Source organism: Lactobacillus sp. ESL0684 (assembly GCF_029392675.1).
In the GTDB taxonomy this organism is placed as follows: Bacteria; Bacillota; Bacilli; order Lactobacillales; family Lactobacillaceae; genus Lactobacillus.
On the sequence record NZ_CP113941.1, the window covers coordinates 1,616,667 to 1,630,823 of the forward strand.

Here is a 14,157-nt window from a genome sequence, read left to right on the forward strand (position 1 = left end):
CATATCTATTTCTTACTTAACTTTTTTGGCGTAATCAATTACCCATTGTGCATATTGTGCCTTATTTTCAGTAACCACCTTATTAACTGTCTTCACAAGATCTGAACTTGCATTCTTGGGCATTGCAATTGCAGCACCAAGGCTTGAATCTTTATGTCTAAATGAAGTTATCTGTAATTTAGGATTCTTTCTTGCTAAAATCGTTGCTGTTGGCACATCGATCGAACAAGCATCAGCTTTACCATTATTAACTGCTAAGGCTAGATCAGTAACTTTACTGAGCTTCTTAAATTTTGCTTTAGGATAAAGCTTTTTAAGCATTTCCTCTTGAGTTGAATTATTCACAACTGCAATTGTTGCATTGGCAAAATTCTTTGTATTCTCATACTTTTTAGCTTCAGACTTACGAACTAGCAAAGTATTCGTACTACGGTAATATACCTTACTAAACTTTGCTCCCTGTTTTCGCTCTGGCGTAGGGCTCATTGCCGTAATCAGCATGTCAACTTTGTTACCCTGCAAAGCTGGTAATAATCCATCAAAGTCCATCGTCTTTATCTTATATTTAACCCCTAATTCTTTGGCAACCTTTTTTATTAACGGAATATCAGCTCCCTGCACTACATTATCAGAATTTTGAAATTCGTACGGTGGATTTGAGTTAATCATTCCAATCGTTAACGTTCCTTTATCCTTAATTGAACTGACTGATGTTTCATTATTCTTTTTGCTGCAACCTGAAAGCATAACTAATGCCATTCCTAGAGTTACCATTACAATTAATAATTTTTTATAAAATTTATTTTTCATAATTTTATCCTCCTGCTATTAATAATCTTATTTTTATCTAATTTATATAAAATTATAACCTTAAAATCACATTAAGTAAACAACTTTAAGCAATTTACATTCGCAATTTATCACTGTAATATCAATAAATACAGAAAATATTATTAATTTGTATTAAAAAATATATAACGGCTTATTTTTTGTAATATATATTTATATAAAAAAGATTTAACTTGAACTTTACGTGTTCAAATTAAATCTTTTAATTTTATTAATCTGATAATCCTAATTAAAATTTCTAAATATGGAATTCATACCGATTAGAATCAATATACTGTCTTCCTACATGAACAATATTGCCTTTTTCATCAACTACTGTTGCCTTTAACATTAACAATGGAAAGCCAAGTGATTTTTCCAAATACTTCGCCTCATTATAATTAGCTAAAGCAATTGAAATGACCACATCACTTGAAGATAACTTCTTTATCCCATATTTATTATGCAATACTTGATAAAGCGATAAAGTAAGATCTTCATTTCTAAGTTCTCCAAATTTCGGTAACGGAAAATAATTGCACTCAAGCATTACCGGATCGTCTTCAATCAAGTGTACACGTTCAATCATTAATGAACGCTCTGTTTCTAAAACATCCTTTAAATCATCAGGAGTGATTACCTCTTTAATCTCAATTGTTTTCGCACTTGGATTAAAGCCTTCCTTTTTTGCCGTTTTAGAGAAGCTTTCAACTCTAGAAGACTTAACAATTCTTCTAACTGTTTGCGGTTTACGAACAAAGGTTCCTACTCCTTGTACTTTTTCGACTAGACCATCTTTGACTAGTCCCTTAATTGCTTTTCTCAGAGTGACTCGGCTAACACCAAATTGTTCACACAATGCAAATTCATTTGGTAATTTACTATTAATCGGATATTCTCCAGAAATAATTTTCTGTCTGATTTTTTCCATTACTTGTGAATATAAAGATCCTGTTTTTGTCAATTTATTCTCACCTATCACTCAAAAATACAATTTTAGTGCCTTTTAGGACAAACTAAAGTAGTCAAATTCAATTATATTATTAAATATAATAAAAGAGAACTCTAAAAGCAACAGAGTTCTCTTTTACTTAGTTATATTTGAACCTACTAAATTAATAAGTTAACTTCCACATGTAGCGACGCTTAGTCAATGGGTGCTTTCTTGCAATGGCTAATTCTTCAGCATATACCCGCATTACACCTGTCAAAATCATTGGATTGAAGTAGTCAATGACATTTTCACTAGCAATCTCGTTTAGACCATAGTCTTTAGCATCGATATTAGTAATTTTAGCGTCAAATCTTTGCATGAAAGTCAATGCTCTAGCGTCAAGGTGACGTGTACTGCCATCGTTCATAAATAGTAAGTATGGTGCGTCAGTTTCTGTTAGTTCAAACGGACCGTGGAAATATTCACCAGTATTAATTGTAGGAGCAGCAATCCATTGCATTTCCATAAATAGGAATGAGGCAGTTGAATAGGCTGCACCAAAGGTAGCACCACTACTTAAAACGTAAATAGTTTTTTCATCCTTATATTTTTCAGCAAATTCTTTAGCTGCAGGACCAACAGATTTAACTGCATTTTCAATCAAATCTGGCATACCATCAAAGGCTTTAACTGCTTCATCGTAATAATCATATCCTTCAAATTCTTTAACAATTTCAATTGCCAAAGCTAAACAATATGACATCTTTTCTACTTTTTCGGCATAATTCTTGTGGAATCCATGAATAATCTTATATTGAGTTTCCTTAATAATTGGTGATTCTTCACTATTAGAAAGTGATACTACATGTGCACCTAATTCTCTTGCCTTCTTAGTTGCGGCTACTGATTCAGGGGTTGTACCACCCAATGATGCAGTAATAACTACAGTATGTTCACCAATACCTTTAGGTGTATCATAATTAAATTCATTTGCCGTATGAATTGATGTCAACAAGTTTTCACTTTCATGAGAAATAAAGTAATAACCTGGATAAAGATCTGCCATTGAAGCACCACAGCCTACAAACAGGACCCGATCAATTTTAGGTTGATTCTTCTTTATATCCTTAACAATTGTTCTAACTTTTTCAAAATCCATAATTTAAAATCTCCTATAAATACTTAGTAATAAACTATTTAAAGATGCCTAAAACACTTAACAAAATACCACCGACAATACAGATAACCATAATCCAAGCAGTGTTTACCTTCTTTTTAATTAGGTAAAACATTACCATCGTAAATGCTAATGGCAACATCTGTGGAAAAATCGAATCTAACGTCTTTTGCAATACAAAAGATTTACCAAATTTAACAGGCGTTGTAATCCCAATCATGGTAGCAATCATTGCCCCAATGACCATTAATCCAATGACATTCATCAGCGACATAATTCGGTTAATTGTACCGTTACCAATCAACTTTTGAATATTCTTTTTACCTTCAAGATAGCCCCATTTACCGCCCCAATAGGTAACAAGGGCTGACGGGATAATTGAAATCAACATAGCTAGGATCGGACCGAAAATATTGCCTTGTTGAGCCATATTTATTCCCAATCCAAAGGCAACAATCTTAATCGTTCCTTGGAAAAGCGAGTCACCAATACCAGACAAAGGTCCCATTAATGAAGTTTTAACACCATTAATTGAATCTGGGTCAAAAGTATCTGGATTTGCGGCATATTCTTCTTCCATCGCAGAAGATAATCCCAAAACAAATGACGTTAACTGCGGGGTACAGTTAAAGAAAGCCATGTGGCGATGATATGCTTCTTTTTTCTTGTCCAATTTTTCAGGAGTTGCTGGCTCTTTACCATAGATTTCATCAATCGTTGGTGCCATTCCGTACATGAATCCCATATTCATTTGTGCTTCATAATTCCAAGAAGTTTGAATTGCCCATGACCGCCAGAAGAATTGCCAAAACTTATGACGCAATTTTTTATTAGTTTGTTTTTCTTCAGTCATAATTTCCTCCTATAATTCTTCTAAATCATCTAGATCATCGGCTTTTTCAGCCGTAGCAGCTTCTGGATTTGCCGAATTATCATTACCCATAAATTTGTTAAGAACGATTGCTAATAAAACTGCAAAGATAGCAACACCAATGACAGATAAGTTACCATAGGCTGCAATAAAGAATCCTATAAATAAGTAAACTGCATTTTTCTTAGTAATCATCGTTGACATCAGTAATGCAAACCCATATGCTGGCAAAATCTTACTTGCTAAGGTCAACCCATCTGTTAACCAAGCTGGAATCATATGGACAAGGCTAGTAACTATGTCAGTTCCCAGATAAATAGCAAAGAATACGGGAATAAAGTATAACAATCCATAAATAATTGGACCATAGACAATATGGTAATTCCTAGCTTTGCGAAATTTCCCCTGATCAATCGCTCTATTCACCAAACCATTAAATGAAGAAAACAACATTCTAACTACAATAGCTACTAATTGACCTAAAACTGCAACAGGTAATGCCACTGTTAGTGCCACTTGAGCTCTCGTATGTGACAAAATTGCAAATGCTGAAGCAACTACAGAACCTAAAACCCAATCTGGAGGAACTGCAGCACCAACTTGAACTACCCCCATCGTTACCAGCTGCAAAGTGGCTCCAACTAATAAACCTTTAGATACGTCTCCTAATGCTAATCCAACTAAAGTACTAACAACTAATGGCTGCTCAAAATTTTCACGTCCAAGTAGCCTTGAATCAAACATTGCAAATACACCTATCAAGGCGACAACAAATGCTTTCCAGAACATAACAAATCCCTCCTTTTAGAGAATTTTATTTAAAAATTCCTTTCCAGATGATGGAACTTGCTGCATTACGATATCGATGCCTTGATCACACATTTTTTTAGTTAGATCAACTTCTTCTGGTGTTAAGAACACGGCATTACTGTAACGTTTCGCATTGGGACGATCTGGTATACCACCATAATTGATTTCATCTACATGTCCATAAGCCTCAACAAATTTCGCTAGCTCCGAAACTTGTGCAAAGATAAGCATAACATTATCTTTAAGTGCCTTAATTTGTTCCATTTTAGCTATTGCTGCATCAACACTGAAAACATTCAATTTGATATCTTCTGGTTTAGCCAGTTTTAAAGACATCTTCTTAAAATCATCATTTGCGGTTGCTGTATCAATCACAATAATTCGTTCTATGCTAGCAAACTTTGACCATGAAAAGATTACCTGTCCATGAAGTAATCGATGATCGACCCTAATCAGCTTTATCATAATATATTCACCTCATCTTGAATTTTAGAATTTACTTTTGACTAATAAAGACTCCTTTCTCACCAATAAAAGTACTAGATAAGCCTTTTATCAAGCTTTTACTTTTGGAATCATTATTCGATACCCGTTAAAGATACCTCAATAAAATCTTTACTTTTTATGACGTATTAACACGTACACCATTATATTATTACAAAATATATAATTTGTAAACACTTTCTGTGATATTAATTAATTTTAGCGAAGCTTTATTAAAAATATCTTTATTATCTATAGGTTTCTTTCCACATATATCTACGTGTTTCAAAGCTTTCATTAGTTGCATAAGATAATTGGCGCATATAAACATTGTTAAGAATCGAAGAGAAAAGCGAGTGATTAAAATACGGCGAAATGCTTTCTTTCAAATCATCTAAACCAATTTCTTTACCATCTAAAACATATAATTTTTTACCACCAAATCTTTGCTCAAATTTAAGAGCTCGCTCATCCTCTGGTCTAGTTTTTCCAGTCGCTAATAACTGAAAAATTGATTTATTCTTATCAGTAACTTCAAACGGTCCATTGAAATATTCATAACTATGAATGGTCGGTGAATTCAATTGCAACATTTCTTCTAGGTTACAGATCGAAAAGACATAGGCAGCACCCATTGTGGGGCCACTAGCGATTACATAGATAGTTTTTTCAGTTTTATTTAAATCAGCCCATTCTTTAGCAAGAGGAGTTGTATAGTCAACAGCTTTACGATACATCGGATCTAGAACATCAAAGGCTTGCATTGCATCAGCATAATCTTGATAACCTTCGACTTCGTTAACCAAGTTCATTGCTATATCTAATCCAATACTTGCATTTACGCGTTCTAATCTACTTTCATCAAGTGCCAAACTTTCATACTTGATCTTAAAATCTGCAACTTCTACCAACTCCGATTTATCAACATACAAAGCAATTGTAGTTGCACCATGGTCACGAGCCACTTTAGCTGCTTCGATTGTTTCATACGTTCCACGCATTGAACACAAAACCACTAAAGTATTCTGATCAAGATTTTTAGGTGCTGCATAAATAAATTCACCACTTGTGAACATACTTGAAAAAACACCTTGGGATTCCTGCTGCATAAAATAATTAGCACCGTAGAAGCCACCAAATGAGCCTCCAGCACCTACCCATAAAACTTGTTTTAATGTTCCTTTTGAATTAACTTTTGCAATAGCTGCTTTAACAGTTTGCTTAACTTCTTCTTGAATTTTCATATATTTCTCCTATTAAAACAAAACGTGTTAATACATCTATTATAATAAAGCGCTTTAATTATAAAGTAAAGAACTTTTTTGTGTAAAAGATTCATATCTTTTACACAAAAAAGGCTCAATCCTTCTTACAAAGAATTGAGCCTTTTTAAATGCCAAATTTATAATTCGTCGATTTGATCTTCGATATTTAAAACTTCTAAAATATCTGTGGCACAATCAGCACCTTTGTTGCCACCCTTGCCACCTGCACGATCCGTTGCTTGAGCAACTGTATCTGTAGTTAACAAGCCAAACATCACTGGTACTGGACCGGTTGCTGAAGCAGCAGCTAACTGGCTAGTAGTACCTTGGCAAACGTAATCAAAATGAGATGTTTCACCGCGAATAACTGCACCTAAAGCAATTATGCCATCAACCTTACCGCTTTTGGCCAAGCAATTAACCGTTCTGGCCAATTCAAAAGCGCCAGGAACATGAATCACTGTTAGGTTCTCATCTGATACACCAGACTTTTTCAATTGTCCAACAGCTCCGCTAAGCAAGCGATCCGTTACAACACTATTAAACTGTGCAACGACTATACCTATTCTCTTATCTTGTCCTGCCGCAATATTACCTGTAATTTCTTTCATGTTAATCTACCTCATTCAAAATATGATTCATTTGATGTTTTTTAGTTGCTAAATATTTTTCATTTTCTTTAGTTAAACCAACTTCCATCGGTACTCGCTCAACCACTTTAATACCATAGGCCTCTAGCTGAGCAACCTTATCAGGATTATTAGTCATGAGCCGGACTTCAGAAATTCCTTTTTGGCGCAAAATTTTGGCAGCTAAGTTGTAGCGACGAGCATCAACCGGAAAACCAAGCTTTTGATTAGCCTCAACAGTATTTGCACCCTCATCTTGTAATTTGTAAGCACGCAATTTATTAGCTAAGCCAATACCGCGACCCTCTTGGCGCAAATACAAAACAGCACCTGAACCATTAGCTTCAATCTTATCTAGCGATTCTGCTAATTGAGCACCACAGTCACACCGTTTAGACCCAAAGACATCCCCAGTCAAACACTCACTATGCAGCCGCAATAATAATGGTTCATCTGGTTTAATATCACCCTTACTGATTAATAAAGTTGGTTCTTTTTCAGGTTGTTTCTCATTTTCAAAACCCTCAAGTTCAAAATGACCATGCTTAGTTGGAAAATCAACTTTGGTAATTGATTCAACCTTTAAGTCTTCATCTTCTTGACGCTTGCGATATTCAATTAATTCTTCAATAGTCAAGTACGGTAATCCCATACCTTCTGCTAAAGCCTTTAAATCTTTGCGCCGAGCCATTGTACCGTCTTTTTTGATACATTCACAAATAAAGCCAACTGGTGCTACTCCTGCAAGGCGAGCCAAATCCAGTGCTGCCTCGGTGTGACCAGTTCGTTCCAATACGCCGCCTTCTTTAGCAACTAATGGAAAAACATGGCCAGGATGATAAAAATCATCCCAAGTACTGTTGGGATCAGCTAATTTTTTAATTGTCTTAGCACGATCGTATGCAGAAATACCAGTAGTGGTCGTTGTAGCATCAACACTTAACGTAAAAGCTGTCCCAAATTCATCATTTGATCCAGTTTCAATTGGGCTAATATGCTGGCGATCGGCATATTCCTTACTCATTGGTACACATAACAAACCGCGAGCTTTGGTAATCATGGTATTAACCATCTCAGGTGTTGCTTTTTCAGCTAGGCCAATCATATCGCCTTCAGATTCACGTTGTGGTGAATCAGCCACAATTACTAAACCACCATTTCTCATGTGATCAAGGATTTTACGCATTTTTTCATTTAATTGATCTGTCATTTTATTTCCTCACTATAACTTATTTGTTCCAAGCTTGACACTGTTTTACCACATAACGGCCAATCATATCCGTTTCAATATTGACATGGTCACCTAATTTGTAACCAGCTAAAGTCGTATTAGCAATGGTAAATGGAATCAGGCTCACACCAAATTCGGCATTTTGTGCCATGGTGACCGTTAAGCTTATACCATCAATCGCGATTGAGCCTTTTTCTACAATATATGGATCATATTGTTGTGGTACTCTAAACCGCAATTCAATCGAATTTTCTGTTTCAACTCTAGCAGTTAATTCTGCCGTGGTATCAACATGACCAGCTACAATATGACCATCTAAGGTTGCTCCCAAAGCCAGTGATGGCTCTAAGTTAACCACACTTGATACTTGTAAATTGCCCAGATTAGTTCGCTTCATCGTTTCTGGCATCACATCAACAGTAAACTCATCATTAGTCCAATCAGTTACGGTTAAACAAATTCCATTAACTGCAATGCTGGCACCAAGCGGCAAATTTTCTTGGGCTAATTTAGGAGCAGCAATTGCTAACTTAGCATGCTTTTCAGTTATTTCCAAACGAGTGATCTTACCCGTTGCTTGAATTATTCCGGTAAACATTGTTTTCTCCTTGCGCTAATGCGCACATCTTGCTCTAAGGTCTTTACATCAATTAGTTCATATTGTGATGAAGTCGCTCCCAACTCTTGTCCTACTGCGACTGGCAAAGCAGTCCCGCCTAAGACCTTAGGTGCTATATAAGCTATTATTTGATCGGCTAAATCTGCTGCTATAAACTCTGCTTGAACCTGACTACCACCTTCAACTAACAGGGATTGAATCTCATATTTTGCAAGTAATTTAACAATTTTAGTTGGAGTCCATTTAGCTTGCGTAAAAATTTTAACTGCAACTGGCAGTTCTTTCTGCAATTCTTGTTCACTTAACAGCCAAATTTCACCTGGCTGATTAAATAATTCCTGAGTGAAGTCTATCCGATTAGCATCTTTAGTCAAGATTATTCTAATAGGTGGGATTGGCAAACACTTAATTCGCACTGTTAGTTGTGGATCATCAATTCTTAAAGTATTAGCACCTATTAAAATAGCTTGATTCTGACAACGTAATTTTTGGACATCGAGTTGGGCAGCATCGCCAGTTAACAAGGTTCGCTTATTACCCGCTGCATTAAGCTTACCATCAAGAGACATCGCATATTTGAGGGTAACTAGTGGCCTTTGTTGTTGATAAAAGAAGTTATAGGCCTCATTCAAATACTCCGTACCACCAATGACTTCAGTTGTGATGCCATGCTCTTGTAGAAACTTTATCCCTTTACCAGCAACTATTTTATGTGGATCAAGTTGTCCAATAACTACGCGTTTGATTCCTGCTTCAGCCACTTTTTCACAGCAAGGTGGCTGCTTACCATAATGACTACAAGGTTCCAAAGTAACATAAAGTGTAGCACCATCAGCTAATTCGGGTTTAGCCAAGTGAGCCAATGCGTTAACTTCAGCGTGAACTTGCCCATACTGATGATGATACCCAGTAGCTAAGACTTGACCATCTTTAACAATAACTGCTCCCACTAAAGGATTCGTCCAAGTCATTGCCCGCGCCTTTAATGCTTCTTGGGCTGCAAGTTGCAGATAATCCTTATCCTGCATTAATTTCACTTCCTCAACAAAAAGCCTCGCTGATCTTAATCAACGAGGTCTTCATAATCAACTATCATTAGCTCTTAACCAAGCTTATTCTTGAATTGCAAGTTAAATACTAGTCTTTATTTTCTTCTCCCATCCAGACTTTAACTGTCGGTACCAGACTTGCACTAGTTCCACCACCATGATAGTGGGTCACGGACTTCAATTAAGCATTAATTGTTACCGTCGGTATGGAATTACACCTTACCCCGAAGAAATTCTTTAATTATCTTAAGCATAATATACAGATACCCTTACGTCAATAGAAAGCTAGTTAAATTCATTAATTAAAACTAATTTTATCAAAAATAAAAACGTGTGAGTCACAGGGCTACACACGTTTTATTGTAAGTAAACATAGCTATAAATTTAAATAATAATTTTTACCAAATTTGATTCTACAAACCAAGCAAATGGGCAAAAGCTGGAACTAATAAGTTATCAACTAATCCAGTTGCAACTACTGCTACTGCAGCCATCGCCCCTTGCACAGAACCCATCTCTAGAGCGAAAGCTGAGCCAACAGTATGTCCTGCAGCTCCTAAACCTAACCCAGTTCCCATCGGATCTGTATCAAGTTTAAACCACTTAACCATCTGCTTGCCTAGTGCATAAATCATTACGGCATTTAGAATACATGCCATTGCAGTAATTGATGCGTTACCGCCAATTGCTGTTGTCAGTGGCATGGCAATCGCAGTTGTTGCCGATTGACTAAGCATCGATCTAACACCAACTTCATTTAATCCTGCTGCCTTAGAAATAAAGGTAATCAAGATTAAGGAAACAAAAGTACTGATTACCAAGCTAGTTAAAATGATCCCCCAATTTTTCTTGATAACATCATTACGCTTGTATAAAGGAACAGCAAACGCAATTGTTGCTGGTGTAATAAACCAGAAGATAATATCTCCACCTGGTTTGTAGGCTTGAGTGTAGACCTGAGTTGTTGAAACATCAAATACTTTGCCTAAAACTACCAAAATGGCAATTCCTAAGACCATAGCAACAAACAGAGGTTGGAATAAGAAAAAACCATGTGACTTTTTGAAAAGCCACTGACCAATCAAAAAGACAAATAATGATAGGAATACACCAAATAAAGGATTACTTAAATAAGCCATCATTTACTGCCCCCAGTCTTAACATTATGAGCTATCGAATGATGTCCAGATGTGATTCTCTTTTTAAGCCAAACCAAGATTCGAGTTGTGTAAGCAGTTACCACCAATAAAATAATGGTTGCTAGCAACACTACCAAGACTAACTGAACACCTTGCGATTTCATGATATCCAAGTTAGCAGCCAAAGAGATTCCCGAAGGAACAAACATAAAACTAATCAACGAGATTAAGGCACTACCAAAGGAATCAACCCATTCAATTTTAACTACATGTGTTGTCAACAATACATAAAGCAAAACTAATCCAATTACAGGTGTTGGTACTGGGAATGACTTGGGCATCATTTCTGATATCAACTGTGATACAAATAAAATTGTGGCATAAACCAACATTTGAAACAGAATTGGCGCTGATTTAGTTTCTGGCTTTTTCTCTTTCATTACACTCATTTCCTTTCTCTAACTTATCTTTATTTCAATGATTAAGATATACCTAAAGTAAGAATCTGAAAGCGATTTTTTGTTTAAATGCAAAATTTAATGGCTTAACTACCCAATAGCAATGCCGAATTTCTATCCCATTCCAAGTTGCTTACTTAGATCGGCACGATAAGAACGACCCACCTGAACTTTTTCACCATTATCCATAACTAGCAACAACGTATGATTAAACCAAGGCTGTACTTCTTTTACTTCCTCAAGATTTACCAACGTATTTCGGTGAACTTGCATAAATTTAGGCTTAGGCAACCGCTGTTTTAGCCAAGACAAAGTTTTACGAGTTTGGTACTGCTTTTTGGCAGTCGAAACTGTCAAAACACCATCACTGATAGTTGCTGACACGATATCAGACAACTTGATCACGACATTACGATCATCTAGTTCAATCGTTAATAAATCATTAATTGAACTTGCAGCAGGTACTTCTTGCGATAAAACTTTCTTTACCTTAGTCAGAGCTTGGTCAATTCGCTCTTGTTCAAACGGTTTTAAAACATAGTCCAATGCGCCTACATCAAAGGCTTTGACCGCATATTCGTCATAAGCAGTAGAAAAGATAATAATTGGTGAATAATTTAATTGCTTAAGTTCGTTCGTTAATTCAAAGCCGTTTTCTTCATTAAGAGAAATATCTAAGAAGATTAAATCAATTTTATTTTTCAAAAGCTGACTCTGAGCTTCTTTTAAATCCTCTGCTTGATATATAGCCAATGATTCAGTTGCTAAAACAGCACTTTTTTCAATTAAATATTTTAGCTCAGTTCTGGCTAATGGCTCATCATCGACCAATAAAATATTCATTGTAAAAACCCCTTTCGTAAATTTCTCAGTTAGCTTTGTCTAACACTAAGACTGCTTATGGACTTCATATTTAATAGGGATAACCGTTTTGAAAGTTGTTCCTGCTGGACTAGTGCTAATTTGTAATTGACTGCTAGTCCCATAGAGGCCCTGCAATCGCTTATTCAAATTATACAACGCTGTACCGCTGCCTTTAGACTCAGTGACTGGTTTTTTACCAAGCTTTTTTAAAATTGCTGGATCAATTCCGTTACCATTATCACTAACCCTAATGGATAATTGGTTATCATTAAGCCGCTTAAGTTCAACTGTAATCCAATTATCTGTTTTACGTCCCTTGAAGGCATGACGGACTGCATTTTCAACAAAAATTTGTAAACAAAATGATGGTAACAAAGTATTTTCGGGAACGCTAACTCGATAATCAAGAGTAAATTTATCAGGAAAACGGATTTTTTCAATACTCATATAAGCATTAACATGACGCTTTTCTTGAGCCAAAGTTACCTCTTTTTCTTGGCCGCTTTGTAAGCTTGACCTGAAGAAAACACTCAATTGCATTAGAGCTTGATGTGCCTTTTCAACATCAACTCGCATCAGTGCCCCAATGGTATTAATTGCATTAAAGAAAAAATGCGGATTAATTTGCACTTGCAAAGCCTTAATTTCTGCTTCATTAAGTAAACTAGTCTGTTCTTGAGCAATTCCAATTGCCATTTGACCTGAAAAAATCATCGCCAGACCACGTACTAAGTTTTCTTCAACCACCGTCATGTGCCTACCAGCACAAAAATAAAGTTTCAAAGCACCAATCGTTTCATTATTAACTCGCAAAGGAAAAACAACTGCGGATTCTAACGGACAATCAACTTTAGGACAACCAATTTCTGCCTTAGAATAAGCCAGTTTTTCCTTACCTGTAGCAATCACCGTTTTAGACAAATCAGTTAATACTGGTTCGCCACTAATATGGTGATCCTCGCCAGCACCAACATGTGCTAACACATTTACGCGATCAGTTAATCCCACTGCATCAAAATTGGTATACTTCTTAATAATCTGACAAACATGGGTAGCAGAGTTCACATCTAGACCATTACGAAAATATGGCAGTGTCTTATTAGTTAATTCAAGCACATCTTTGGTCTGAACTGCCTTTAACTGTCGTTCATTAGACAGGTATGTCTTTAAAATCTCTATAAATAATGTCGAGCCAATCGTATTTAGCAAAACCATAGGCATAAAGATCAGCTTAATTAGTCCTAAGCCATGAAAGGCAAAAATGAAAGCCATCTGAATTAGTTCAGCCACAAATGCTAAAATAGCTACCCAAATAGTTGATGGATACAATTTACTGCCCTTAACTTTATCACCGCAGGCGCCAACAAAATAGCCAATTAAGACTGAGCTAATAATATAAAAGTAATCTGAAAAACCGCCAAAAACCACCCGGTGCAGTCCACCAACTAAACCAACAAGCATCCCAACATATGGTCCACCAGTTATCCCAGCTGTAGTAATCACTAAAATTCTAGTATTGGCTATCGAATCAGATTGTGGCAACCCTGTAATAATTAATGGCGTAACTACTTCTTTTGAACTAGAAATTTCTACTCCAGTCAGGTTAGCCATAATAACAAACAAACTGAAAATAATAGTTAACCAAACTTGTGATTTTAACGTCCTTTTTTCAAGTAAATTACGAAAAAAATGCATATTGACCAGGATAAAGGCCAACAACATTATAATACCCAAGCGTTCTGTCAATAACACAAATAAATTAAACATAAACTCATACCCACATTAAATAATCGCTCTTAA

Annotated in this window: 15 protein-coding genes and 1 riboswitch; all 15 genes read right to left on the reverse strand. The window is 35.9% G+C overall.

Translation table 11 applies throughout. From position 1 onward, the window contains the following. Window positions 1-12 precede the first annotated feature (12 nt). On the reverse strand, window positions 13-810 hold the full coding sequence (locus OZX56_RS07885; protein WP_277139506.1) for a transporter substrate-binding domain-containing protein: 798 nt from the start codon (window positions 808-810) through the stop codon (window positions 13-15). Between the two features lie 277 nt (window positions 811-1,087). Further along, a complete protein-coding gene (locus tag OZX56_RS07890) occupies window positions 1,088-1,792 on the reverse strand; it encodes a GntR family transcriptional regulator (RefSeq protein WP_277139507.1) in 705 nt (234 codons plus the stop codon). Between the two features lie 151 nt (window positions 1,793-1,943). After that, on the reverse strand, window positions 1,944-2,921 hold the full coding sequence (locus OZX56_RS07895) for an SIS domain-containing protein (RefSeq protein ID WP_277139508.1): 978 nt from the start codon (window positions 2,919-2,921) through the stop codon (window positions 1,944-1,946). Between the two features lie 34 nt (window positions 2,922-2,955). Continuing rightward, window positions 2,956-3,792 carry a PTS system mannose/fructose/sorbose family transporter subunit IID gene (locus tag OZX56_RS07900; RefSeq protein WP_277139509.1) on the reverse strand — a complete coding sequence of 279 codons (837 nt, stop codon included), beginning with the start codon at window positions 3,790-3,792 and terminating at the stop codon, window positions 2,956-2,958. Between the two features lie 9 nt (window positions 3,793-3,801). After that, complete coding sequence (locus OZX56_RS07905) at window positions 3,802-4,599, reverse strand: PTS sugar transporter subunit IIC (protein WP_277125740.1); 798 nt, start codon at window positions 4,597-4,599, stop codon at window positions 3,802-3,804. 15 nt (window positions 4,600-4,614) lie between these two features. Beyond that, complete coding sequence (locus tag OZX56_RS07910) at window positions 4,615-5,085, reverse strand: PTS sugar transporter subunit IIB (RefSeq protein ID WP_277139510.1); 471 nt, start codon at window positions 5,083-5,085, stop codon at window positions 4,615-4,617. 266 nt (window positions 5,086-5,351) lie between these two features. Next, complete coding sequence (locus OZX56_RS07915; protein WP_277139511.1) at window positions 5,352-6,347, reverse strand: sugar isomerase; 996 nt, start codon at window positions 6,345-6,347, stop codon at window positions 5,352-5,354. Between the two features lie 158 nt (window positions 6,348-6,505). After that, window positions 6,506-6,979, reverse strand: a complete 474-nt coding sequence (gene ribH, locus OZX56_RS07920) for a 6,7-dimethyl-8-ribityllumazine synthase (protein WP_277139512.1) — start codon at window positions 6,977-6,979, stop codon at window positions 6,506-6,508. Between the two features lies 1 nt (window position 6,980). Further along, window positions 6,981-8,207 (reverse strand): GTP cyclohydrolase II, encoded by a 1,227-nt coding sequence (gene ribA / locus OZX56_RS07925; RefSeq protein ID WP_277125735.1) that lies wholly within the window; start codon window positions 8,205-8,207, stop codon window positions 6,981-6,983. A 19-nt stretch (window positions 8,208-8,226) separates the two neighbouring features. Continuing rightward, window positions 8,227-8,826, reverse strand: a complete 600-nt coding sequence (locus OZX56_RS07930) for a riboflavin synthase (protein ID WP_277139513.1) — start codon at window positions 8,824-8,826, stop codon at window positions 8,227-8,229. Next, window positions 8,811-9,875 (reverse strand): bifunctional diaminohydroxyphosphoribosylaminopyrimidine deaminase/5-amino-6-(5-phosphoribosylamino)uracil reductase RibD, encoded by a 1,065-nt coding sequence (gene ribD / locus OZX56_RS07935; protein ID WP_277139514.1) that lies wholly within the window; start codon window positions 9,873-9,875, stop codon window positions 8,811-8,813. The genes OZX56_RS07930 and ribD overlap by 16 nt, the downstream gene beginning before the upstream one ends. Before the next feature lie 117 nt (window positions 9,876-9,992). Next, window positions 9,993-10,132: riboswitch (FMN riboswitch) on the reverse strand. Between the two features lie 177 nt (window positions 10,133-10,309). Further along, complete coding sequence (locus tag OZX56_RS07940; RefSeq protein ID WP_277140370.1) at window positions 10,310-11,035, reverse strand: LrgB family protein; 726 nt, start codon at window positions 11,033-11,035, stop codon at window positions 10,310-10,312. After that, window positions 11,035-11,475, reverse strand: coding sequence for a CidA/LrgA family protein (locus tag OZX56_RS07945; RefSeq protein WP_277139515.1), 441 nt, complete (start codon window positions 11,473-11,475; stop codon window positions 11,035-11,037). The genes OZX56_RS07940 and OZX56_RS07945 overlap by 1 nt, the downstream gene beginning before the upstream one ends. Before the next feature lie 132 nt (window positions 11,476-11,607). Next, window positions 11,608-12,336: a LytTR family transcriptional regulator DNA-binding domain-containing protein gene (locus OZX56_RS07950; protein WP_277125729.1), complete on the reverse strand. Its 729-nt coding sequence runs from the start codon at window positions 12,334-12,336 to the stop codon at window positions 11,608-11,610. Between the two features lie 45 nt (window positions 12,337-12,381). Then, a complete protein-coding gene (locus OZX56_RS07955; RefSeq protein ID WP_277139516.1) occupies window positions 12,382-14,124 on the reverse strand; it encodes a sensor histidine kinase in 1,743 nt (580 codons plus the stop codon). Between the last annotated feature and the right edge of the window lie 33 nt (window positions 14,125-14,157).

What these genes read in the sequence shown, in the direction of transcription:
- OZX56_RS07885 (WP_277139506.1), bottom strand. Translation starts at nt 810, where the DNA reads ATGAAAAATAAATTTTATAAAAAATTATTAATTGTAATGGTAACTCTA.
- OZX56_RS07895 (WP_277139508.1), bottom strand. Translation starts at nt 2,921, where the DNA reads ATGGATTTTGAAAAAGTTAGAACAATTGTTAAGGATATAAAGAAGAAT.
- OZX56_RS07900 (WP_277139509.1), bottom strand. Translation starts at nt 3,792, where the DNA reads ATGACTGAAGAAAAACAAACTAATAAAAAATTGCGTCATAAGTTTTGG.
- OZX56_RS07905 (WP_277125740.1), bottom strand. Translation starts at nt 4,599, where the DNA reads ATGTTCTGGAAAGCATTTGTTGTCGCCTTGATAGGTGTATTTGCAATG.
- OZX56_RS07910 (WP_277139510.1), bottom strand. Translation starts at nt 5,085, where the DNA reads ATGATAAAGCTGATTAGGGTCGATCATCGATTACTTCATGGACAGGTA.
- OZX56_RS07915 (WP_277139511.1), bottom strand. Translation starts at nt 6,347, where the DNA reads ATGAAAATTCAAGAAGAAGTTAAGCAAACTGTTAAAGCAGCTATTGCA.
- ribH (WP_277139512.1), bottom strand. Translation starts at nt 6,979, where the DNA reads ATGAAAGAAATTACAGGTAATATTGCGGCAGGACAAGATAAGAGAATA.
- ribA (WP_277125735.1), bottom strand. Translation starts at nt 8,207, where the DNA reads ATGACAGATCAATTAAATGAAAAAATGCGTAAAATCCTTGATCACATG.
- OZX56_RS07930 (WP_277139513.1), bottom strand. Translation starts at nt 8,826, where the DNA reads ATGTTTACCGGAATAATTCAAGCAACGGGTAAGATCACTCGTTTGGAA.
- ribD (WP_277139514.1), bottom strand. Translation starts at nt 9,875, where the DNA reads ATGCAGGATAAGGATTATCTGCAACTTGCAGCCCAAGAAGCATTAAAG.
- OZX56_RS07940 (WP_277140370.1), bottom strand. Translation starts at nt 11,035, where the DNA reads ATGGCTTATTTAAGTAATCCTTTATTTGGTGTATTCCTATCATTATTT.
- OZX56_RS07945 (WP_277139515.1), bottom strand. Translation starts at nt 11,475, where the DNA reads ATGAAAGAGAAAAAGCCAGAAACTAAATCAGCGCCAATTCTGTTTCAA.
- OZX56_RS07950 (WP_277125729.1), bottom strand. Translation starts at nt 12,336, where the DNA reads ATGAATATTTTATTGGTCGATGATGAGCCATTAGCCAGAACTGAGCTA.
- OZX56_RS07955 (WP_277139516.1), bottom strand. Translation starts at nt 14,124, where the DNA reads ATGTTTAATTTATTTGTGTTATTGACAGAACGCTTGGGTATTATAATG.